This is a genomic window from Nitratireductor sp. ATLC21 (assembly GCF_057196525.1).
The window spans coordinates 866,868-881,453 of sequence record NZ_JBXUOU010000002.1; the positions used below are offsets into that span (position 1 = coordinate 866,868).

The 14,586-nt window shown below is 57.9% G+C and carries 15 protein-coding genes; 9 read left to right on the plus strand and 6 right to left on the minus strand.

The features are described from left to right. Positions 1–124 precede the first annotated feature (124 nt). The 4 genes from ccoP to ccoN are packed head-to-tail and all read right to left on the minus strand — an operon-like array spanning position 125 to position 3,542. Positions 125–991, minus strand: a complete 867-nt coding sequence (gene ccoP, locus AC2CHD_RS11735) for a cytochrome-c oxidase, cbb3-type subunit III (RefSeq protein WP_484553829.1) — start codon at positions 989–991, stop codon at positions 125–127. Position 992: 1 nt separating this feature from the next. Next, complete coding sequence (locus AC2CHD_RS11740) at positions 993–1,145, minus strand: CcoQ/FixQ family Cbb3-type cytochrome c oxidase assembly chaperone (protein WP_065816232.1); 153 nt, start codon at positions 1,143–1,145, stop codon at positions 993–995. 12 nt (positions 1,146–1,157) lie between these two features. Then, positions 1,158–1,889 (minus strand): cytochrome-c oxidase, cbb3-type subunit II, encoded by a 732-nt coding sequence (ccoO, locus tag AC2CHD_RS11745; protein WP_025030523.1) that lies wholly within the window; start codon positions 1,887–1,889, stop codon positions 1,158–1,160. A gap of 12 nt (positions 1,890–1,901) precedes the next feature. Further along, the gene (gene ccoN / locus AC2CHD_RS11750) at positions 1,902–3,542 is read right to left on the minus strand and encodes a cytochrome-c oxidase, cbb3-type subunit I (RefSeq protein WP_484553830.1); all 1,641 of its coding nucleotides are present in this window, start codon (positions 3,540–3,542) and stop codon (positions 1,902–1,904) included. 156 nt (positions 3,543–3,698) lie between these two features. On the opposite strand from ccoN, the gene hemN reads away from it, so the two are divergent. Further along, entirely contained in the window at positions 3,699–5,075 is a 1,377-nt protein-coding gene (hemN, locus tag AC2CHD_RS11755) for an oxygen-independent coproporphyrinogen III oxidase (RefSeq protein WP_484553831.1), read from the plus strand. A gap of 365 nt (positions 5,076–5,440) precedes the next feature. On the opposite strand, the gene AC2CHD_RS11760 is transcribed toward hemN, so the two are convergent. Further along, positions 5,441–5,719: a DUF6455 family protein gene (locus AC2CHD_RS11760; RefSeq protein ID WP_255663331.1), complete on the minus strand. Its 279-nt coding sequence runs from the start codon at positions 5,717–5,719 to the stop codon at positions 5,441–5,443. A 176-nt stretch (positions 5,720–5,895) separates the two neighbouring features. Here AC2CHD_RS11760 and AC2CHD_RS11765 point away from each other — a divergent pair, with 176 nt between their 5' ends. From AC2CHD_RS11765 to AC2CHD_RS11800, 8 genes are all read left to right on the plus strand, one after another. Then, positions 5,896–7,383, plus strand: coding sequence for a two-component system sensor histidine kinase NtrB (locus AC2CHD_RS11765; RefSeq protein ID WP_484553832.1), 1,488 nt, complete (start codon positions 5,896–5,898; stop codon positions 7,381–7,383). Next, the gene (gene fixJ / locus AC2CHD_RS11770) at positions 7,376–7,993 is read left to right on the plus strand and encodes a response regulator FixJ (protein WP_229447752.1); all 618 of its coding nucleotides are present in this window, start codon (positions 7,376–7,378) and stop codon (positions 7,991–7,993) included. The genes AC2CHD_RS11765 and fixJ overlap by 8 nt, the downstream gene beginning before the upstream one ends. A gap of 130 nt (positions 7,994–8,123) precedes the next feature. After that, positions 8,124–8,486 (plus strand): ANTAR domain-containing protein, encoded by a 363-nt coding sequence (locus AC2CHD_RS11775; protein ID WP_484554237.1) that lies wholly within the window; start codon positions 8,124–8,126, stop codon positions 8,484–8,486. Positions 8,487–8,553: 67 nt separating this feature from the next. After that, a complete protein-coding gene (locus tag AC2CHD_RS11780) occupies positions 8,554–9,225 on the plus strand; it encodes a helix-turn-helix domain-containing protein (RefSeq protein WP_484553833.1) in 672 nt (223 codons plus the stop codon). A gap of 411 nt (positions 9,226–9,636) precedes the next feature. Next, positions 9,637–10,431, plus strand: coding sequence for an ABC transporter permease (locus AC2CHD_RS11785; protein ID WP_229447750.1), 795 nt, complete (start codon positions 9,637–9,639; stop codon positions 10,429–10,431). Next, the gene (locus AC2CHD_RS11790; protein ID WP_484553834.1) at positions 10,428–11,153 is read left to right on the plus strand and encodes an ABC transporter ATP-binding protein; all 726 of its coding nucleotides are present in this window, start codon (positions 10,428–10,430) and stop codon (positions 11,151–11,153) included. The genes AC2CHD_RS11785 and AC2CHD_RS11790 overlap by 4 nt, the downstream gene beginning before the upstream one ends. Positions 11,154–11,329: 176 nt before the next feature. Continuing rightward, a complete protein-coding gene (gene glf, locus AC2CHD_RS11795) occupies positions 11,330–12,481 on the plus strand; it encodes a UDP-galactopyranose mutase (protein WP_484553835.1) in 1,152 nt (383 codons plus the stop codon). Further along, positions 12,472–13,563: a glycosyltransferase family 2 protein gene (locus tag AC2CHD_RS11800; protein ID WP_484553836.1), complete on the plus strand. Its 1,092-nt coding sequence runs from the start codon at positions 12,472–12,474 to the stop codon at positions 13,561–13,563. Before glf ends, AC2CHD_RS11800 begins: the two co-directional genes overlap by 10 nt. A gap of 70 nt (positions 13,564–13,633) precedes the next feature. On the opposite strand, the gene AC2CHD_RS11805 is transcribed toward AC2CHD_RS11800, so the two are convergent. Next, entirely contained in the window at positions 13,634–14,410 is a 777-nt protein-coding gene (locus tag AC2CHD_RS11805; protein WP_484553837.1) for a sulfotransferase, read from the minus strand. Positions 14,411–14,586: the final 176 nt, after the last annotated feature.

Here is a 14,586-nt window from a genome sequence, read left to right on the forward strand (position 1 = left end):
CAAACTACTCTGTGAGCGTACTGTCTAGTCGCCGGAAACATCTCGGGCATTGATCCCGATCAAAGCGGGAGGTTGGGAGGCCGAACCCCGGCCTGTTTGGCCGGGATTCGCTGTGGGTGTGTGTCTACTCGCCGCCGCCGAGCGAATAGACGTAGACCGAAAGCTGTTTGACCGTTGGATCACCAAGCCGCTCCTGCCATGCCGGCATGACGCCATGTCTGGGCTGGCGCACCTGTGCGGCGATCTCGGCTTCGCTGGAACCGTAGAGCCAGATCGCATCGGCAAGGTTCGGCGCGCCGAAGGTGACGTCGCCTTGACCGGCATCGCCATGGCAGGAGGCGCAATTGTCGGCGTAAACCTGCGCACCGGCTTTGGCCAGAGCCGGGTCGGACGGTGTTCCGGTGAAGGAGATCACATGGGCCGACACCTGACGGATCTCCTCACGGCTCAGAATGTCGCCGAAGGCCGGCATTTCGCCAAAGCGCGTGTCGTCGTCCCCATCGAAGCGCACCCCGTGCGCGATGGTGTGATGGATCGCCTCGATGTCGCCGCCCCACAGCCAGTCGTCGTCGTTGAGGTTGGGATAACCGGCAGAGCCCTGCGCACCGGACCCATGGCACTGCGAGCAGTTGACCTTGAAGGCGGCGTCGCCGGCTGCGGTGGCAAAACGGCGCAGCGTTTCGTCGGCGAGGATTTCATTCAGCGGCTTTTCGGCGATGGCTGCGCGCAAATCCGCCTGCTCAGCAGAAACGGCCTCCATGGTGGTGGTAAGTTCCTGCCGGCTCGAATAACCCAGAACGCCCTTGGTGGCGTCGCTGATGAGCGGCCATGCCGGATAGGCGATCGTGTAGCCTATGGACCAGACGATGGTGGCGTAGAAGGTCCACACCCACCAGCGGGGCATGGGATTGTCGAGTTCCCTGATTCCGTCCCACTCATGGCCGGTGGTCGAGACGCCGGAGACCTCGTCGATATGTTCTTTCTCACTCATCTCAATCGTCCTTCAGCGGGATGCGGGCAGCTTCCTCGGCGCTCTTCCTGCTTCCGGGGCGGAAGGCAAAAAGAACCGTGCCGACAAAGAAGAGGGCCATGAAGAGAAGGCCCCAGCTATCGGCGAACTGGCGGAGCGCGGTATAGGCTTCCATGATCTTTCCTCCTCAGCGATAGCCGGCGGCTTCGTCATAGGTCGAGAAATCGACCAGCGTGCCGAGCATCTGCAGATAGGCGACCAGCGCATCCATTTCGGTGAGCGCATCGGGGTTGCCGTCGAAATCGCCGAGCACCGCCTTGGGATAGCGTTCTTCGAGACCGGACGTGTCCGCGTTGGGGTCGGCCTGGGCGCGAATATCCGCATTGGCGTTGGCGATCATGTCTTCCGTGTAGGGCACGCCGACACGCAGATTGGCGATCAGCTCCGTGGAGAAATCGTTGATCTCCAGCGGCGTGTCCTTGAGGAACGCGTAGCTGGGCATGATCGATTCCGGCACCACGGAGCGCGGCTCGATCAGGTGATCCACATGCCATTCGTTGGAGTAGCGGGCGCCGACACGGGCGAGATCCGGCCCCGTGCGCTTCGACCCCCACTGGAAGGGATGATCGTACATGGATTCGGCGGCGAGGCTGTAATTGCCGTAGCGCTCCACCTCATCGCGGAAGGGGCGGATCATCTGGCTGTGGCAGGTGTAGCAGCCCTCGCGGATGTAGATGTTGCGACCGGCCAGCTCCAGCGGTGAATAAGGGCGCATGCCCTCCACCTTCTCGATCGTGTTCTCCAGATAGAAGAGGGGCACGATCTCGACGATGCCGCCGATTGTCACCACCAGGAACGATCCGACCAGAAGAAGCGTGGCGTTCTTCTCGATGATCTTGTGTTTGTCCAGCAATGCCATCGTCAGGGCTCCTTAACCGGCACTTTGAAGGGAAGGGGCGGGTTGGGCGACGGCGCCGCCGATTGGCGCTTCCTTGCGCTCATGGCCAAGGATGGTCATGGCCAGATTGTAGGCCATGACGAGGCCACCAAGCAGGAAGAGCACGCCGCCCAGCGCCCGCACCACATAGTAGGGGTGCATGGCGGCCACGGTTTCGGCGAACGAGTAGACCAGGAAACCCTGATCGTCGTATTCGCGCCACATCAGACCCTGCTGGATGCCCGACACCCACATGACCGCCGCGTAGACGACGATGCCGAGGGTTGCGAGCCAGAAGTGCCAAGTGACGAGCCGTAGCGAATAAAGCCGCTCGCGGTTCCACAGCTTCGGAACGAGGTAGTAGAGCGCGCCGAAGGTGATCATGCCGACCCAGCCGAGTGCGCCCGAATGCACATGGCCGATGGTCCAGTCCGTGTAGTGCGACAGCGAGTTGACCGCCTTGACCGACATCAGGGGGCCCTCGAAAGTGGACATGCCGTAGAAGGCGACGGCCAGAACCATCATGCGGATGATCGGATCGGTGCGCAGCTTGTCCCAGGCGCCCGAAAGCGTCATCAGGCCGTTGATCATGCCGCCCCAGGAGGGCATCCACAGCATGATGGAGAACACCATGCCCAGCGTCTGTGCCCAGTCGGGCAGGGCGGTGTAGTGGAGATGGTGCGGGCCGGCCCAGATATAGAGGAAGATCAGCGCCCAGAAGTGGATGATCGACAGGCGGTAGGAATAGACCGGGCGGTTGGCCTGCTTGGGGATGAAGTAGTACATCATGCCCAGAAAGCCGGCGGTGAGGAAAAAGCCCACCGCATTGTGGCCGTACCACCATTGCGTCAGCGCATCCTGCACGCCGGCGAAAAGCGAATAGCTCTTGGAACCGAAGGGCGAGACCGGCACTGCCAGGTTATTCACCACATGCAGCATGGCGATGGTCACGATGAACGACAGGTAGAACCAGTTGGCCACATAGATATGTGGCTCCTTGCGCCTGAAGATCGTGCCCAGGAAGACGATGAGATAGGCGACCCAGACGATGGTGAGGAACAGGTCCACATACCATTCGGGCTCTGCATATTCACGGCTCTGGGTGATGCCGAGCAGATAGCCGGTTGCCGCCATGACGATGAAGAGCTGATAACCCCAGAACACGAACCAGGCGAGATTGCCGCCGAAGAGGCGGGCCCGGCAGGTGCGCTGCACCACATAGAAGGATGTGGCGATAAGCGCATTGCCGCCGAAAGCAAAGATCACCGCCGATGTGTGCAGCGGGCGCGTACGGCCGAAATTGAACCAGGGCTCGATGTTGAGGTCGGGGTAGGCGAGCTGCAGTGCCACCAGCACGCCGACCAGAAATCCGACAATGCCCCAGATGGTCGTGGCGATGACGCCATAGCGCACCGGGCCATCCATATAGCCATCCGTATCCCGTCTGAGCGGGATTGATGCTGCGCCGGCGGGCGCAAAGCTCGTGTTGCGCATCAATACGATCGCCGATCCGAGCAGGACAAAGAACAGAACCCACATATGGGCCTGAAAGGCTGAATCCTGCGCCAGACCCGCAGCGGCCAGCGCTGCAAACGCAGCCAGGCTGACCAGTACGATCTCGGTGCCAAATCTCATTGCTGTTTCCCCAGTTCAAAAAGCTTGCGGGAATCCGTTCCCCGATTCTCACGCGTCACACTTCGGGCAATGGGGGCGGCGGCGCCTTGATCTGCGTCAAAGCCAACGGCGCGGCTGCGTGGAAAGACGCTTTTCGGACATCAGGGGATGATTGCGATGCAGCGCGCAGGAGAACAGATCAGCGAAACGGGGGCTGCCGCCCGCTATGCGGAGGCGGTGCCACGCTATACGAGCTATCCCACGGCGCCGCATTTTCATGCGGGCGTGACCGGCGAAACCTTTCGTGGCTGGCTGGGCGAGACGGGTGAGGAAGAGGCTCTTTCGCTCTATGTGCACATCCCGTTCTGCGACCGGCTGTGCTGGTTCTGCGCCTGCCACACCAAGATGACGCGCCGCTATGAGCCTGTCGCTGCCTTTCTCGATGCGCTTTTCTGCGAGATCCGCACGGTGGGTGACATCCTGAAGGGGCGCGGGCGTGTCCGTGCGCTCCATTTCGGTGGCGGCTCGCCGACCATGCTGCGTGCGGATGACATCGTTCGGCTGGGAGCGGCACTGAAGCGTGCATTCCATTTCGCCAATGATGCCGAAATCAGCGTGGAACTCGACCCCAACGACATGGACGAGGCGCGCTTCGATGCGCTCGCCGAAATCGGCATGACACGGGCAAGTCTCGGCGTTCAGGACTTCGACCCACGGGTCCAGAAGGCGATCAACCGCGAACAAACATTTGAACAGACAAAAGCGGTGGTGGATGGCGTGCGGGCGCGGGGCGTGCGGTCGGTCAATCTCGACCTGCTCTACGGGCTGCCGCACCAGACATGCGAGAGCGTCGCCGTTACGATCCGCCAGGCGCTGACGCTTTCACCGGACCGGATCGCGCTTTTCGGCTATGCGCATGTGCCGTGGTTCAAGAAGCACCAGACCATGATCGATGAGGCATGGCTGCCTGGGCCTGAGGAGCGCTTCGAGCAGCAGCAGGAGACAGCGCGCATCATTCGGGAAGCGGGCTATCAGGCGATTGGGATTGACCACTTCGCAAAGCCGGACGATCCGCTGGCGGTGGCCGCGCGGCAAGGGCGGCTCTTCCGGAACTTTCAGGGGTATACCGAGGATGCGTGCCGCACGCTGATCGGTCTTGGTCCTTCCTCGGTTTCACGGCTGCCGCAGGGCTATGCCCAAAACATGCCGGCGACCACGCAGTATGAGCGGATGGCGCGCGAAGGCAATCTGGCGACCGTTCGCGGCATTGCGCTCAGCGACGAGGATCACGCCCGCGCCTGGGTGATCGAGCGGCTGATGTGCGATTTCGCGTTTTCGGGCAATGAAGCCGTGCACCGTTTCGGCGCCTGCGGGCAAAGGATCGTCGCCGAGGCCCGGACGCTGGTGCGTGAACGGGGGATCGCATCGGGTCTGAGGGAAAACGATGGTGTTTTTATCGTTGAGGAGGAGGCGCGACCGCTGGTCCGCTCGACGGCAGCGCTCTTCGATCAGTATCTGAAACGGGGTGGAGCGCGTCACTCGGTGGCGGTGTGATGTGTAGCGCGTTGACCTCACTGTTTTATTTTTGGATTTTTGCGCCAGCGCAAAATTTTTGTCTCGACAGCGCGCTATGCAGTGCGTGGAAGCGCGAACTCGCTTTGCTGCATATGCAACTTCCAAAATTGCCGTCATGTCTGCCGTCATGTTTCACGGCAGATGGTGCTGCAGCCTGATCGGCAGCAGCCACATGGCGGCGGCCGGGCGGACCAGGGGGCAGCATCCGCCCGGCCCACCACACGCCTGTGAAGCTTTCTTTTCTCGGTGGATACGCTGCAGCAAATCCTGCAGCAATGACATTGCTCAACCAAGGGAGGGGAGCACAGCCTGCGCAGCCAACAGTTGGCATGTCTGGTGGAGGGTTAACGGGCGCTTTTATCCCCGTCAGCCTGTGACATCGCTGCAAATATTCTGGCATTGGGGCAGAACGCCGGGGGCCTATGGGTTATTTCTCCGGCCGTTGCGGCCAGCCATGTTTCACATGAAGTCGCGTTGCTGCAAAGCCGGCACGACCGGATCGCAGAAGCCAGCGTAAGCCCCAACCGATCCTTGGCGAGATGTTGGATATCAACATCACAACGATCCATCATCTTGCCCATAAGTTTCGCACGGGGTTCGATGTTCCCAGAAATGCGCGTCATGTCCAAGATCCTCTTTGATCAATCCAATCTGGCGTGCCTCAGCGCAATTGTCTTTGCGCTGGATCAAACTCCGGCTCCGGCGGTGCCATCTGACGTCCGCGTCAGCACGTCACTTGCGGGATGACCCGCCTATGGAAATAATGCGTGGATCGAGACGCGGCGGGCGAGGGGCGAACGTGAGTCCTGAATTTAATCTGACCGACCCGGCGCGGCGCGCCGGCCATACGGGTTACGCTATCGCCGTGGGGGGCAGCGTTGCTCTATTCGTTGCACGGCTCTGGCTGGACACGGTTTTTGGCAGCACGTGGATTCTTTTCCTTGCGTCCCTGACCGCACTCTATGCCGCGATCTTCGGCGGTCGGGCCGCCGGCCTGGTGGCTGTGGCGCTCATTGCCGGGGTCATCGCTTTAATCGGCGCTTTGACCTCACTGCCTGTATCGATGCCGGTCTTTGCCGCGCTTGTCGCGTTTCTCGTGTTGCTCGCCCATGTTGGCGGCGCCTATTTCAGCGCCCAGGATGCAAGCAGACAGGTGCGCCGGCAACTGGCCGCGCGGGATGCGCATCTCAGTTCCATTCTCGACACAGTGCCGGATGCAACGGTGGTGATCGACGACAAGGGCATCATGGTCGCGTTCAACCGCGCTGCGGTTCGCCAGTTTGGCTATTCTGAGGAGGAAGCACGCGGACGGAACGTAAGCATGTTGATGCCCGAACCGTATCAAGGGCAGCACGACGGATACATCGAGCGATACAAACGCACGGGCGAGCGACGCATCATTGGTATTGATCGGGTGGTGGTGGGGCGCCGGAAAGATGGTTCCACCTTTCCCATGAAGCTTGCTGTGGGGGAGATGCAAAGCGGGGGGCATACCTATTTCACCGGCTTCATCCGCGATCTGACGGAACGGGCCGAGACCGAGGCAAAAATGGAACAGGTTCAGGCCGAGCTCGCCCGTCTTGCGAGGCTGAACGAACTGGGCGAAATGGCGTCGACGCTCGCGCATGAGCTGAATCAACCGCTCTCAGCGGTCTCGAACTACGTTCAGGGGTGCAGGCGTCTTCTCAACGATCTCGATCATCCCGTCGCTGAGCGTATGCGCGACGCCCTTGAAGAAACCACAAAGCAATCGTTACGCGCAGGGCAGATTATCCGCCATCTGCGTGAATTCGTGTCGCGCGGGGAAAGCGAAAAGCAAGCCGAAAACCTGCAGGATCTCGTGGAGGAGGCCGCAGCGCTGGCGCTGATGGGGTCGCGTGAACTGGGCATTCGAACGGTATTCAACTTCGAACCCGATATCGGGAGTGTTTTTGTGGACCGGGTTCAGGTCCAGCAGATCCTGATCAATCTGATGCGGAACGCGATGGAAGCCATGCGTGAGAGCGAGCAGCGCGAGCTCACGGTCTCTGTGACGTCCGATGGTTCCGGCTCGATCGACATCGACGTGTCGGACACGGGCTCCGGCGTGCCGGGTGATATTGCCGAAAATCTCTTCAAACCGTTCGTTTCTTCAAAACGGGGCGGTATGGGGGTCGGCCTTGCGATATCGAAGAGAATTGCTGAAGCCCATGGCGGCACGTTGAGACTGATGAAGAGTTCCACCGCGGGAAGCAGGTTCCGTTTCACACTGCCGGCTTTGGAAGAACAGGAAATGCACAATGCCTGAAGACGTGGTCATCCACATTGTCGACGACGAGGAACCGGTTCGCAAATCACTTGCCTTTCTGCTCACCATGTCGGGGCATGTGGCAAGGGTGCATGACTCGGCGAGTGCATTTTTGCAGGCCGCATCCGGACTTCGCAATGCGTGCCTGATCACCGATCTGCGAATGCCGGATATGAGCGGCGTCGAATTGCTGCGTCAGCTCGTCCAGGAGGGAAATCTCCTGCCTACCATCGTCATTACAGGTCACGGAGATGTGCCGATGGCGGTCGAAGCCATGAAGGCCGGCGCATTGGACTTCATTGAAAAGCCCTTCTCCGATGAGGTTCTTCTGGACGCCGTTTCACGCGCCATCCAGCAGTTGGAAACGAGACCACAGGCTGATGCGGATGCAAGTATCGTCCGAGAGCGGGTCTCGCTGCTGACCGAGCGTGAGCAGCAGGTCATGCATCGCATTGTCGCCGGGCTGCCGAATAAGACGATTGCTTTCGAACTCGACATTTCACCGCGTACAGTTGAAGTGCATCGGGCCAACGTGATGACCAAGATGCAGGCCCGGAACCTTCCCGAGCTGGTCCGGATGGCGCTTCTGGCAGACAATGCAGCACGCTGAGATGCGTCTCCTTCGTGCGGCATTTTGATCCAGCGCAATGCGCTGGAGTGGGCGATGGTCCACAGTGGGTGCTGCCGTGGCGGATGACACGCATTCTCCCGGCAGTGAGGAGATGCCGGACGTGCCTGGAATGATTCTCGTGGTGGCGCCTGATACCGCCTTTCGCCTGTCGCTGCGTTTCATGCTTGAAGCGGAGGGGTTCGACGTGGTCGTGCCAAGCAGTTTCGAAGATGCCCGCCTCTTGCGGCGAAAAGCGAACTGCATGATCGTGGATCATGACACTCTGGCGGCAGCAGCCATCCCTGTGGCGCATTTGTCGGAGGAGAAAGGCCCCGTGCTTCTGCTTGCGGACACGCTTGAGGAAATGCCTCAGGCCGAACACATCCGTACGATCGAAAAACCGCTTCTTGGCAGCGCCGTCGTGAACGCGGTTCGGGCGCTTCTGGACACGACAGCCCACAAGGAAAACCAGGCGCTACGTAGATTCCCGTAGGGGAAAAACCGAATTTCGTGCGGCCGGCGAACGCGGCACATATGGGCCTCCCACCAAGGAGGCACTCATGCTTGCACAGGCCGCGACAGCACCAACGCTCAATTCTCCTTTTGGCGCTGGTCAGCATCATGCCGAGACACGCAGGGGGAGCTTCGTATCCTTCTCGCCGGATCAACCTCATCAGGTCGTCTTCTACGATGCGAATGAGGAGATCTATGCCCAGGGCGAACAAGCCACTGCGCTCTATCAGGTCGAGTTCGGCGCGGTTCGCCTTTACCGGCTTCTCGCCGACGGGCGGCGTCAGATCAGTGCCTTTCATGTGGCCGGCGAGGTCTTTGGTTTCGAAGCTGATGGTCAGCATCACTTCTTTGCCGAGGCGGTCGGGCATGCCGGCATCCGCGTTTTTCGGCAGCCGGCCGGGGAAACGAACTGGCGCCAGACACTCGCGGCGGCTCTGGCAGCACTGGTACGGGCGCAAGAGCACCTGCTGGTGATCGGTCGGCAGAATGCTGCCGAGCGCGTTGCCGCCTTTCTGCTCGACATGATGGAACGCCAGAACAGCGCCGGCGCAGTGCAACTGCCCATGTCCCGCACGGACATCGGTGATTATCTCGGCCTCACGATCGAGACCGTATCGCGGACCTTCTCAAAATTCCGCTCCAGGGGGCTCGTGCGCCTGGTGAACACGCGCACGGTCGAGATCAGGGATGTGGCAGCGCTTCGCGCGATGTGTGACTGAGGTGCTTCCTGCCGGCCACAGTGCCGCTCTCCCAACAGAAGAAAGACAGCGGCTGCGTCGGGGGACCGGCGCGCTTCTGCGGGGATTGTTCTGCCGCAGACGTCCATAGGGGCTGGTCACCCCGGATCAGACGTTGTATGCGCTCGGCTCAACCAAAGCAGGGAACGCGGCTGGATTGCCAGTTGGACGTGTCAGCATGAACGCAGGTTTGCGGACAGACCAGAGCCGGGTGGTTCACTTTCACGGGTTTACTCCGTTTGACGCGAGGCAGGCGGTATTTCCGCCGCGGTCGCCCGATTGCGCGCGTCCCGCTTGGAAACCTGGATTGTGGAAGGGCATTGCGCCAGCCCGGCTATTTATGGCTAACGGGCAATGCCGTTACTCCATGCTGCGTGAACGGGGTTGATGCGGATGACCTTGCAAGAGGTGTTCAAAGGGGCGCTCGCGGAGATCGCATCGGGTTTTCGGCGCTACCCGGTCTGGGTGGCTCTGGCCCGCGAGAGCATTGGCGACCAGCATCGCCGGACGACCCTGGGCCCGCTCTGGCTTGTGCTGAACTATTTTCTCTTCGCCGGTGCCTTTGTGGTCGTGTTCGGCCACCGCAACGAGATAGAGAATTTTCCGGCCTATGTAGCGACCGGGCTTTATGTCTGGCTGCTGATGTCGGAGACCATCAACATGGCCGTGCCGCTGTTTCGGCGGGAAGCCAACTACATCAAGGGGACGACGCTGCCGCTGTTCGTCTATGTGATGCGCCTTGCCATGCAGACGGTGATTCGGGGAGCTTATTCCGGCGCGGGCTGGATCGTTCTAATGCTGTTCCTTGTCCAGCCCTCGCTGGAGCAATGGCTGATGGCGTTTGCGGGATTGGCCGTGATCGTTTTGGCACTGCCGGCCGTCATCACCATTTTTGCCCTGCTGGGCGCCTTTTTCCCGGATTTCGAGTTCATAACGGGCAATCTGGTGCGGGTCGGCATGTTCCTGACGCCGATCTTCTGGATCCACGGCAATGACGGCGGGCTGCGGCAGATGCTTTATGAGTACAATCCCTTCACGCATTTTCTCGCCATCGTCCGCCAACCCATCATCAGCGGGGAGCTGCCGGTGATGGAGCTTGTCCTGTGTCTGGGGATCTCGGCATTTGCCTGGGTCCTGGCATTCTTCCTGCTGGGGGCATTGCGCAAGAAAGTGGTGTTTGTCGTATGACGGTTTCGATCAAGGCCCAATCGGTCGGGCTGCGTTATCGCATCCTGCGCCCGCTCACCCTGCGGCCGAAGGACAAGAGGCTTCTGAAGACGGGCGGGACGATCTCCGGCTCCGGTCGCCGCCAGCATGTTCAGGCGCTGGAGGATGTGAGCTTCGAGCTTTCTGCCGGCGACCGGCTGGGGCTTGTGGGCGCCAACGGGGCCGGCAAGACGACCCTGCTGAAAATGCTCTACGGCATCATGGAGCCGACCTCGGGAAACCTGTCGATCTCGGGCCGTGTCGATGCGCTGTTCAACATCAATCTTGGTTTCAGGCCGGAAGCCACCGGCCGGCGCAACATCGAGCTGCGCGGGCTGATCAATGGCTGGACCCGGCAACAGATCGAGGAGGCCATGCCGGAGATCATCGAATTCTCCGAGCTTGGCGACTTCATCGACATGCCCTTCAAGTCCTACAGCCAGGGCATGGCCGCGCGGCTGGCCTTCTCCGTGGCGACGACGCTGACGCCGGAAATCCTGCTCATGGACGAGTGGATCGGCGCCGGCGATGCGGCCTTTCAGAAAAAAGCCGGCGAGCGGATGAACGCACTGACCGGGCAGGCGGGCATCGTGGTGCTGGCCAGCCACAACGACAAGCTGATCCAGCGGGTCTGCAACAAGGTTCTGGTGCTGGAAAAGGGGCGGGTGACGAAATTCGCGCCGCTGGAGGAGAAACCCGTCTAGCGTGTAACGCGTCTGCCTGCCACGGCGCGTCGCCCACCGGATGGTCACGAACAATTTCCGTCTGTAACCCTTGAGATGCGCGACATGGCGCGATAGGAAAGCACCGGCTTTACTGTCGTGTCCGGCACTGATTCTCGGTGCCGGAAAGCCCGCTCAATCTACCAAGGGTAGCAAACGTGGATTTCAGTCAGTACGACCTGGTCATCGTCGGTGCGGGCTTTTTCGGAGCCACCATCGCGGAGCGGGCCGCAAACGAGCTCGGCCGTCGCGTTCTCGTCATCGACCGACGCGATCACATCGGCGGCAATGCCTACACGCACACCTGCCCGCGCACGGGCATCGAGATCCACAAATATGGCGCGCATCTGTTTCACACGCCCAACAAGGTTGTGTGGGATTATCTGAACCGCTTCACCGCATTCACGGATTATCGCCACCGCGTTTTCACCTCTTACAAGGGGCAGGCCTATATGATGCCGATCAATCTCGGCACGATCTGCCAGTTTTTCGGCCGCCGGATGAGCCCGGACGAGGCGCGCGCGCTGATCGCCGAGCAGGCAGGCGAACTGGCCGGCCACGATCCGCAGAATCTGGAGGAAAAGGCGATCTCGCTGATCGGCCGTCCGCTCTACGAGGCGTTCATCCGCGGCTACACGGCCAAGCAATGGCAGACAGACCCGCGCGAGCTGCCGGCGTCGATCATCACCCGGCTGCCGGTGCGCTATACGTTCGACAACCGCTATTTCAACGACACGTATGAAGGCCTGCCGGTGGACGGCTATACGGCGATCTTCGAACGCATGCTCGACCATGAACGGATCGAGGTGCGCACGGGCATCGATTATTTCGAGATCCGCGAGCAGATCCCGGCGGGCACGCCGGTTGTCTATACCGGCCCCATCGACCGCTATTTCGGCTACCGCGCGGGCGAGCTGAAATGGCGCACCATCGATTTTGAGGAAGAGGTGCTCGACGTGGGCGACTTCCAGGGCACATCGGTGATGAATTATGCCGATGAGGACATTCCCTATACGCGCATTCTGGAGTTCCGCCACTTCAACCCCGAGCGCAACTACCAGACGGAAAAGACGGTGATCACGCGGGAATATTCCCGCTTTGCCGAGCGCCGCGACGAGCCCTACTATCCGATCAACACGGTGCAGGACAAGGAGACCTACCGGGCCTACCGTGAATTGGCGGATGCGGAAGAGAATGTGATCTTCGGCGGCCGCCTCGGCACCTATCGCTATCTCGACATGCACCAGGCGATCGGGGCTGCATTGAAAACCTTTGGCGATCTCTTGAAAGGAAGCCGTAAATGCTTTTGAGCGTGGTAGTTCCGGTGTTTAACGTCGAGGCGTACGTTGGAGAACTCGCCGACACCCTGACCACAATCCTCAACGAGGATGCAGAAGTCATATTCGTAGATGATTGCTCTAAGGACGGAAGTGTCAATGTAATACAGGATTGGCTTTCGAAGAATGAAAATTTTAAAAATAAGATAAAGATAATATCACACAACGAAAATATGGGGCTGTCGCAAGCTAGAAATACTGGGATTTCCTGCGCGTCAGGTGAGTATATATGGTGTGTCGATAGTGATGATTTAATAAATAACAATCACATTGATACTATTTTTAGAGTGATGACAGAAGATAAGCCTGATGTCATCATGTTTGATTTTTATTTTCTTCACAGCAACAAAAGAGATTTCTTTTATCGGAACGGGAGGGTGGTCGAGAATGTCGATTACACTCTCAGGAGGCCCAAAAACAGATCATTAAAGCCGCATCAGCTATTAGGGCATGACTCAGGGATTATTCAGTCAATATTTTCAGATCTGAGAATATATGCTTGGTCGTATATTATTAAGTCTAAATTTTACGAGAGCATAAGGTATCCTGTTGGCGCCTATTTCGAGGATATATCAACAATACCATCAATTATCGTGGAAGCATCAAGTTTTTATTATATTCCTGAGGGGTATATACTATATCGGCAAAGGGAAGGTAGCATAATGAGTTCGAGGATGCCGCGGAAAGACCTTGATATGGTCCGCGCCATGAGCTTCAATGAGCCTTATTTTGCCAGGAATTGCGAAAAAATATCTGATTCCGACAAGATTTATTGGCGCGCTTTGCAACTTCAGACGTATGTTTGGGGGGTGAAAGATCTATCAAGACAAAAAGTGGTTTTAAAAAATCCTTATAGATCCGAAATTTCTAAGTATAGGATTATTCTTAAGGATTCAATATCAGGTATCCGTGCGGATGTTTTTAGCTGTTTGAGGAAGTGCGGTCGGAACAAGGATTATTATATGGCTCTAGTTGCTTCCCGATCACCTATTATATTCTATTTTGCTTTTAGAATTTACACAGGTATCTACCGTTTTCATCGTAAATTGTTTTAACGCCGCCCGCAGTTCTCATTGATAGTGTGATAATTGCCCTCCCCTTTTTTTTGGGGAGGGGGGGCAGGTGTCACTCTGATTCAAGCCAGTGGGATAAATTACGACCAAGTTCTGTTGAGAGTTCACCTATCATAGGTCGGTATTTTTCACGGAGATAGTCTTCAAAGTCTGAAGGAATAGGAAGGCCGGGGCCTTTGAATATTTTTACTTTTACTTTCTCTTTCCAGTCAGAAATCTGAGTTGGATCTATTTTACAGTGCTCGCATAGTTTTTTATAAAATGCTTCCGAATCTTGTTGTACATCATCGTATAGGCCCACGAACAGTTGGTGCTGATAAAATGAACGCCAACGCTCCAAGCCGCCAAGGTAGTCAGTGTGCATTTCCACTGGGGTGCGTTCATAGAAATCTTTAAGCTTTTTAAAGGGAGCGTCTTTGGGCTCAAAACCCAATCTGCCAGCCTCCATAAGGAGCGACGACCAGTCCCTGTGGACCGGGTTGCGTAGGATCAAAAATACCCGGGCTCGCGGTGATGCTTGATGGCACAATTTAACTCGCGCCCGGTCTATGCGCAAATATCCAGGACTAACGTCCATAACCTTAAGTCCAGTTTGGGGTGGACGAAGGTTTTTCGTATACCAGTCGATCCCCCTGTGCATCCTATTATCCCAGAAAGACACCTCTTTGCCAGAGAATGCGACATGAGTGGGAATCCAGACGCTCGGATGAAGATTCAGAGCATATGCTGCCCAACTTGTTGCCGATTTTTGTGCGCCTACCCCGAGAATATCTACTGCATTTTCTCTGGAGCGTAAGCCCCTTAGTATCATTTGCTTTATTTTTCCCATTTAATGCAACCCTATCTTCTGTTCCGAAGTTTTAAAATTAGATCTATAAAATAATAGACGCATCCATGTTTGCCTCTCCATTTTTTCAATTAGTACAAATAATCCGTAGCCTCTTTTTAGAAGGCACTGAATAAGGTGTAACCCGTGTGATTCAGCAATAATATGATGTTGAGTAC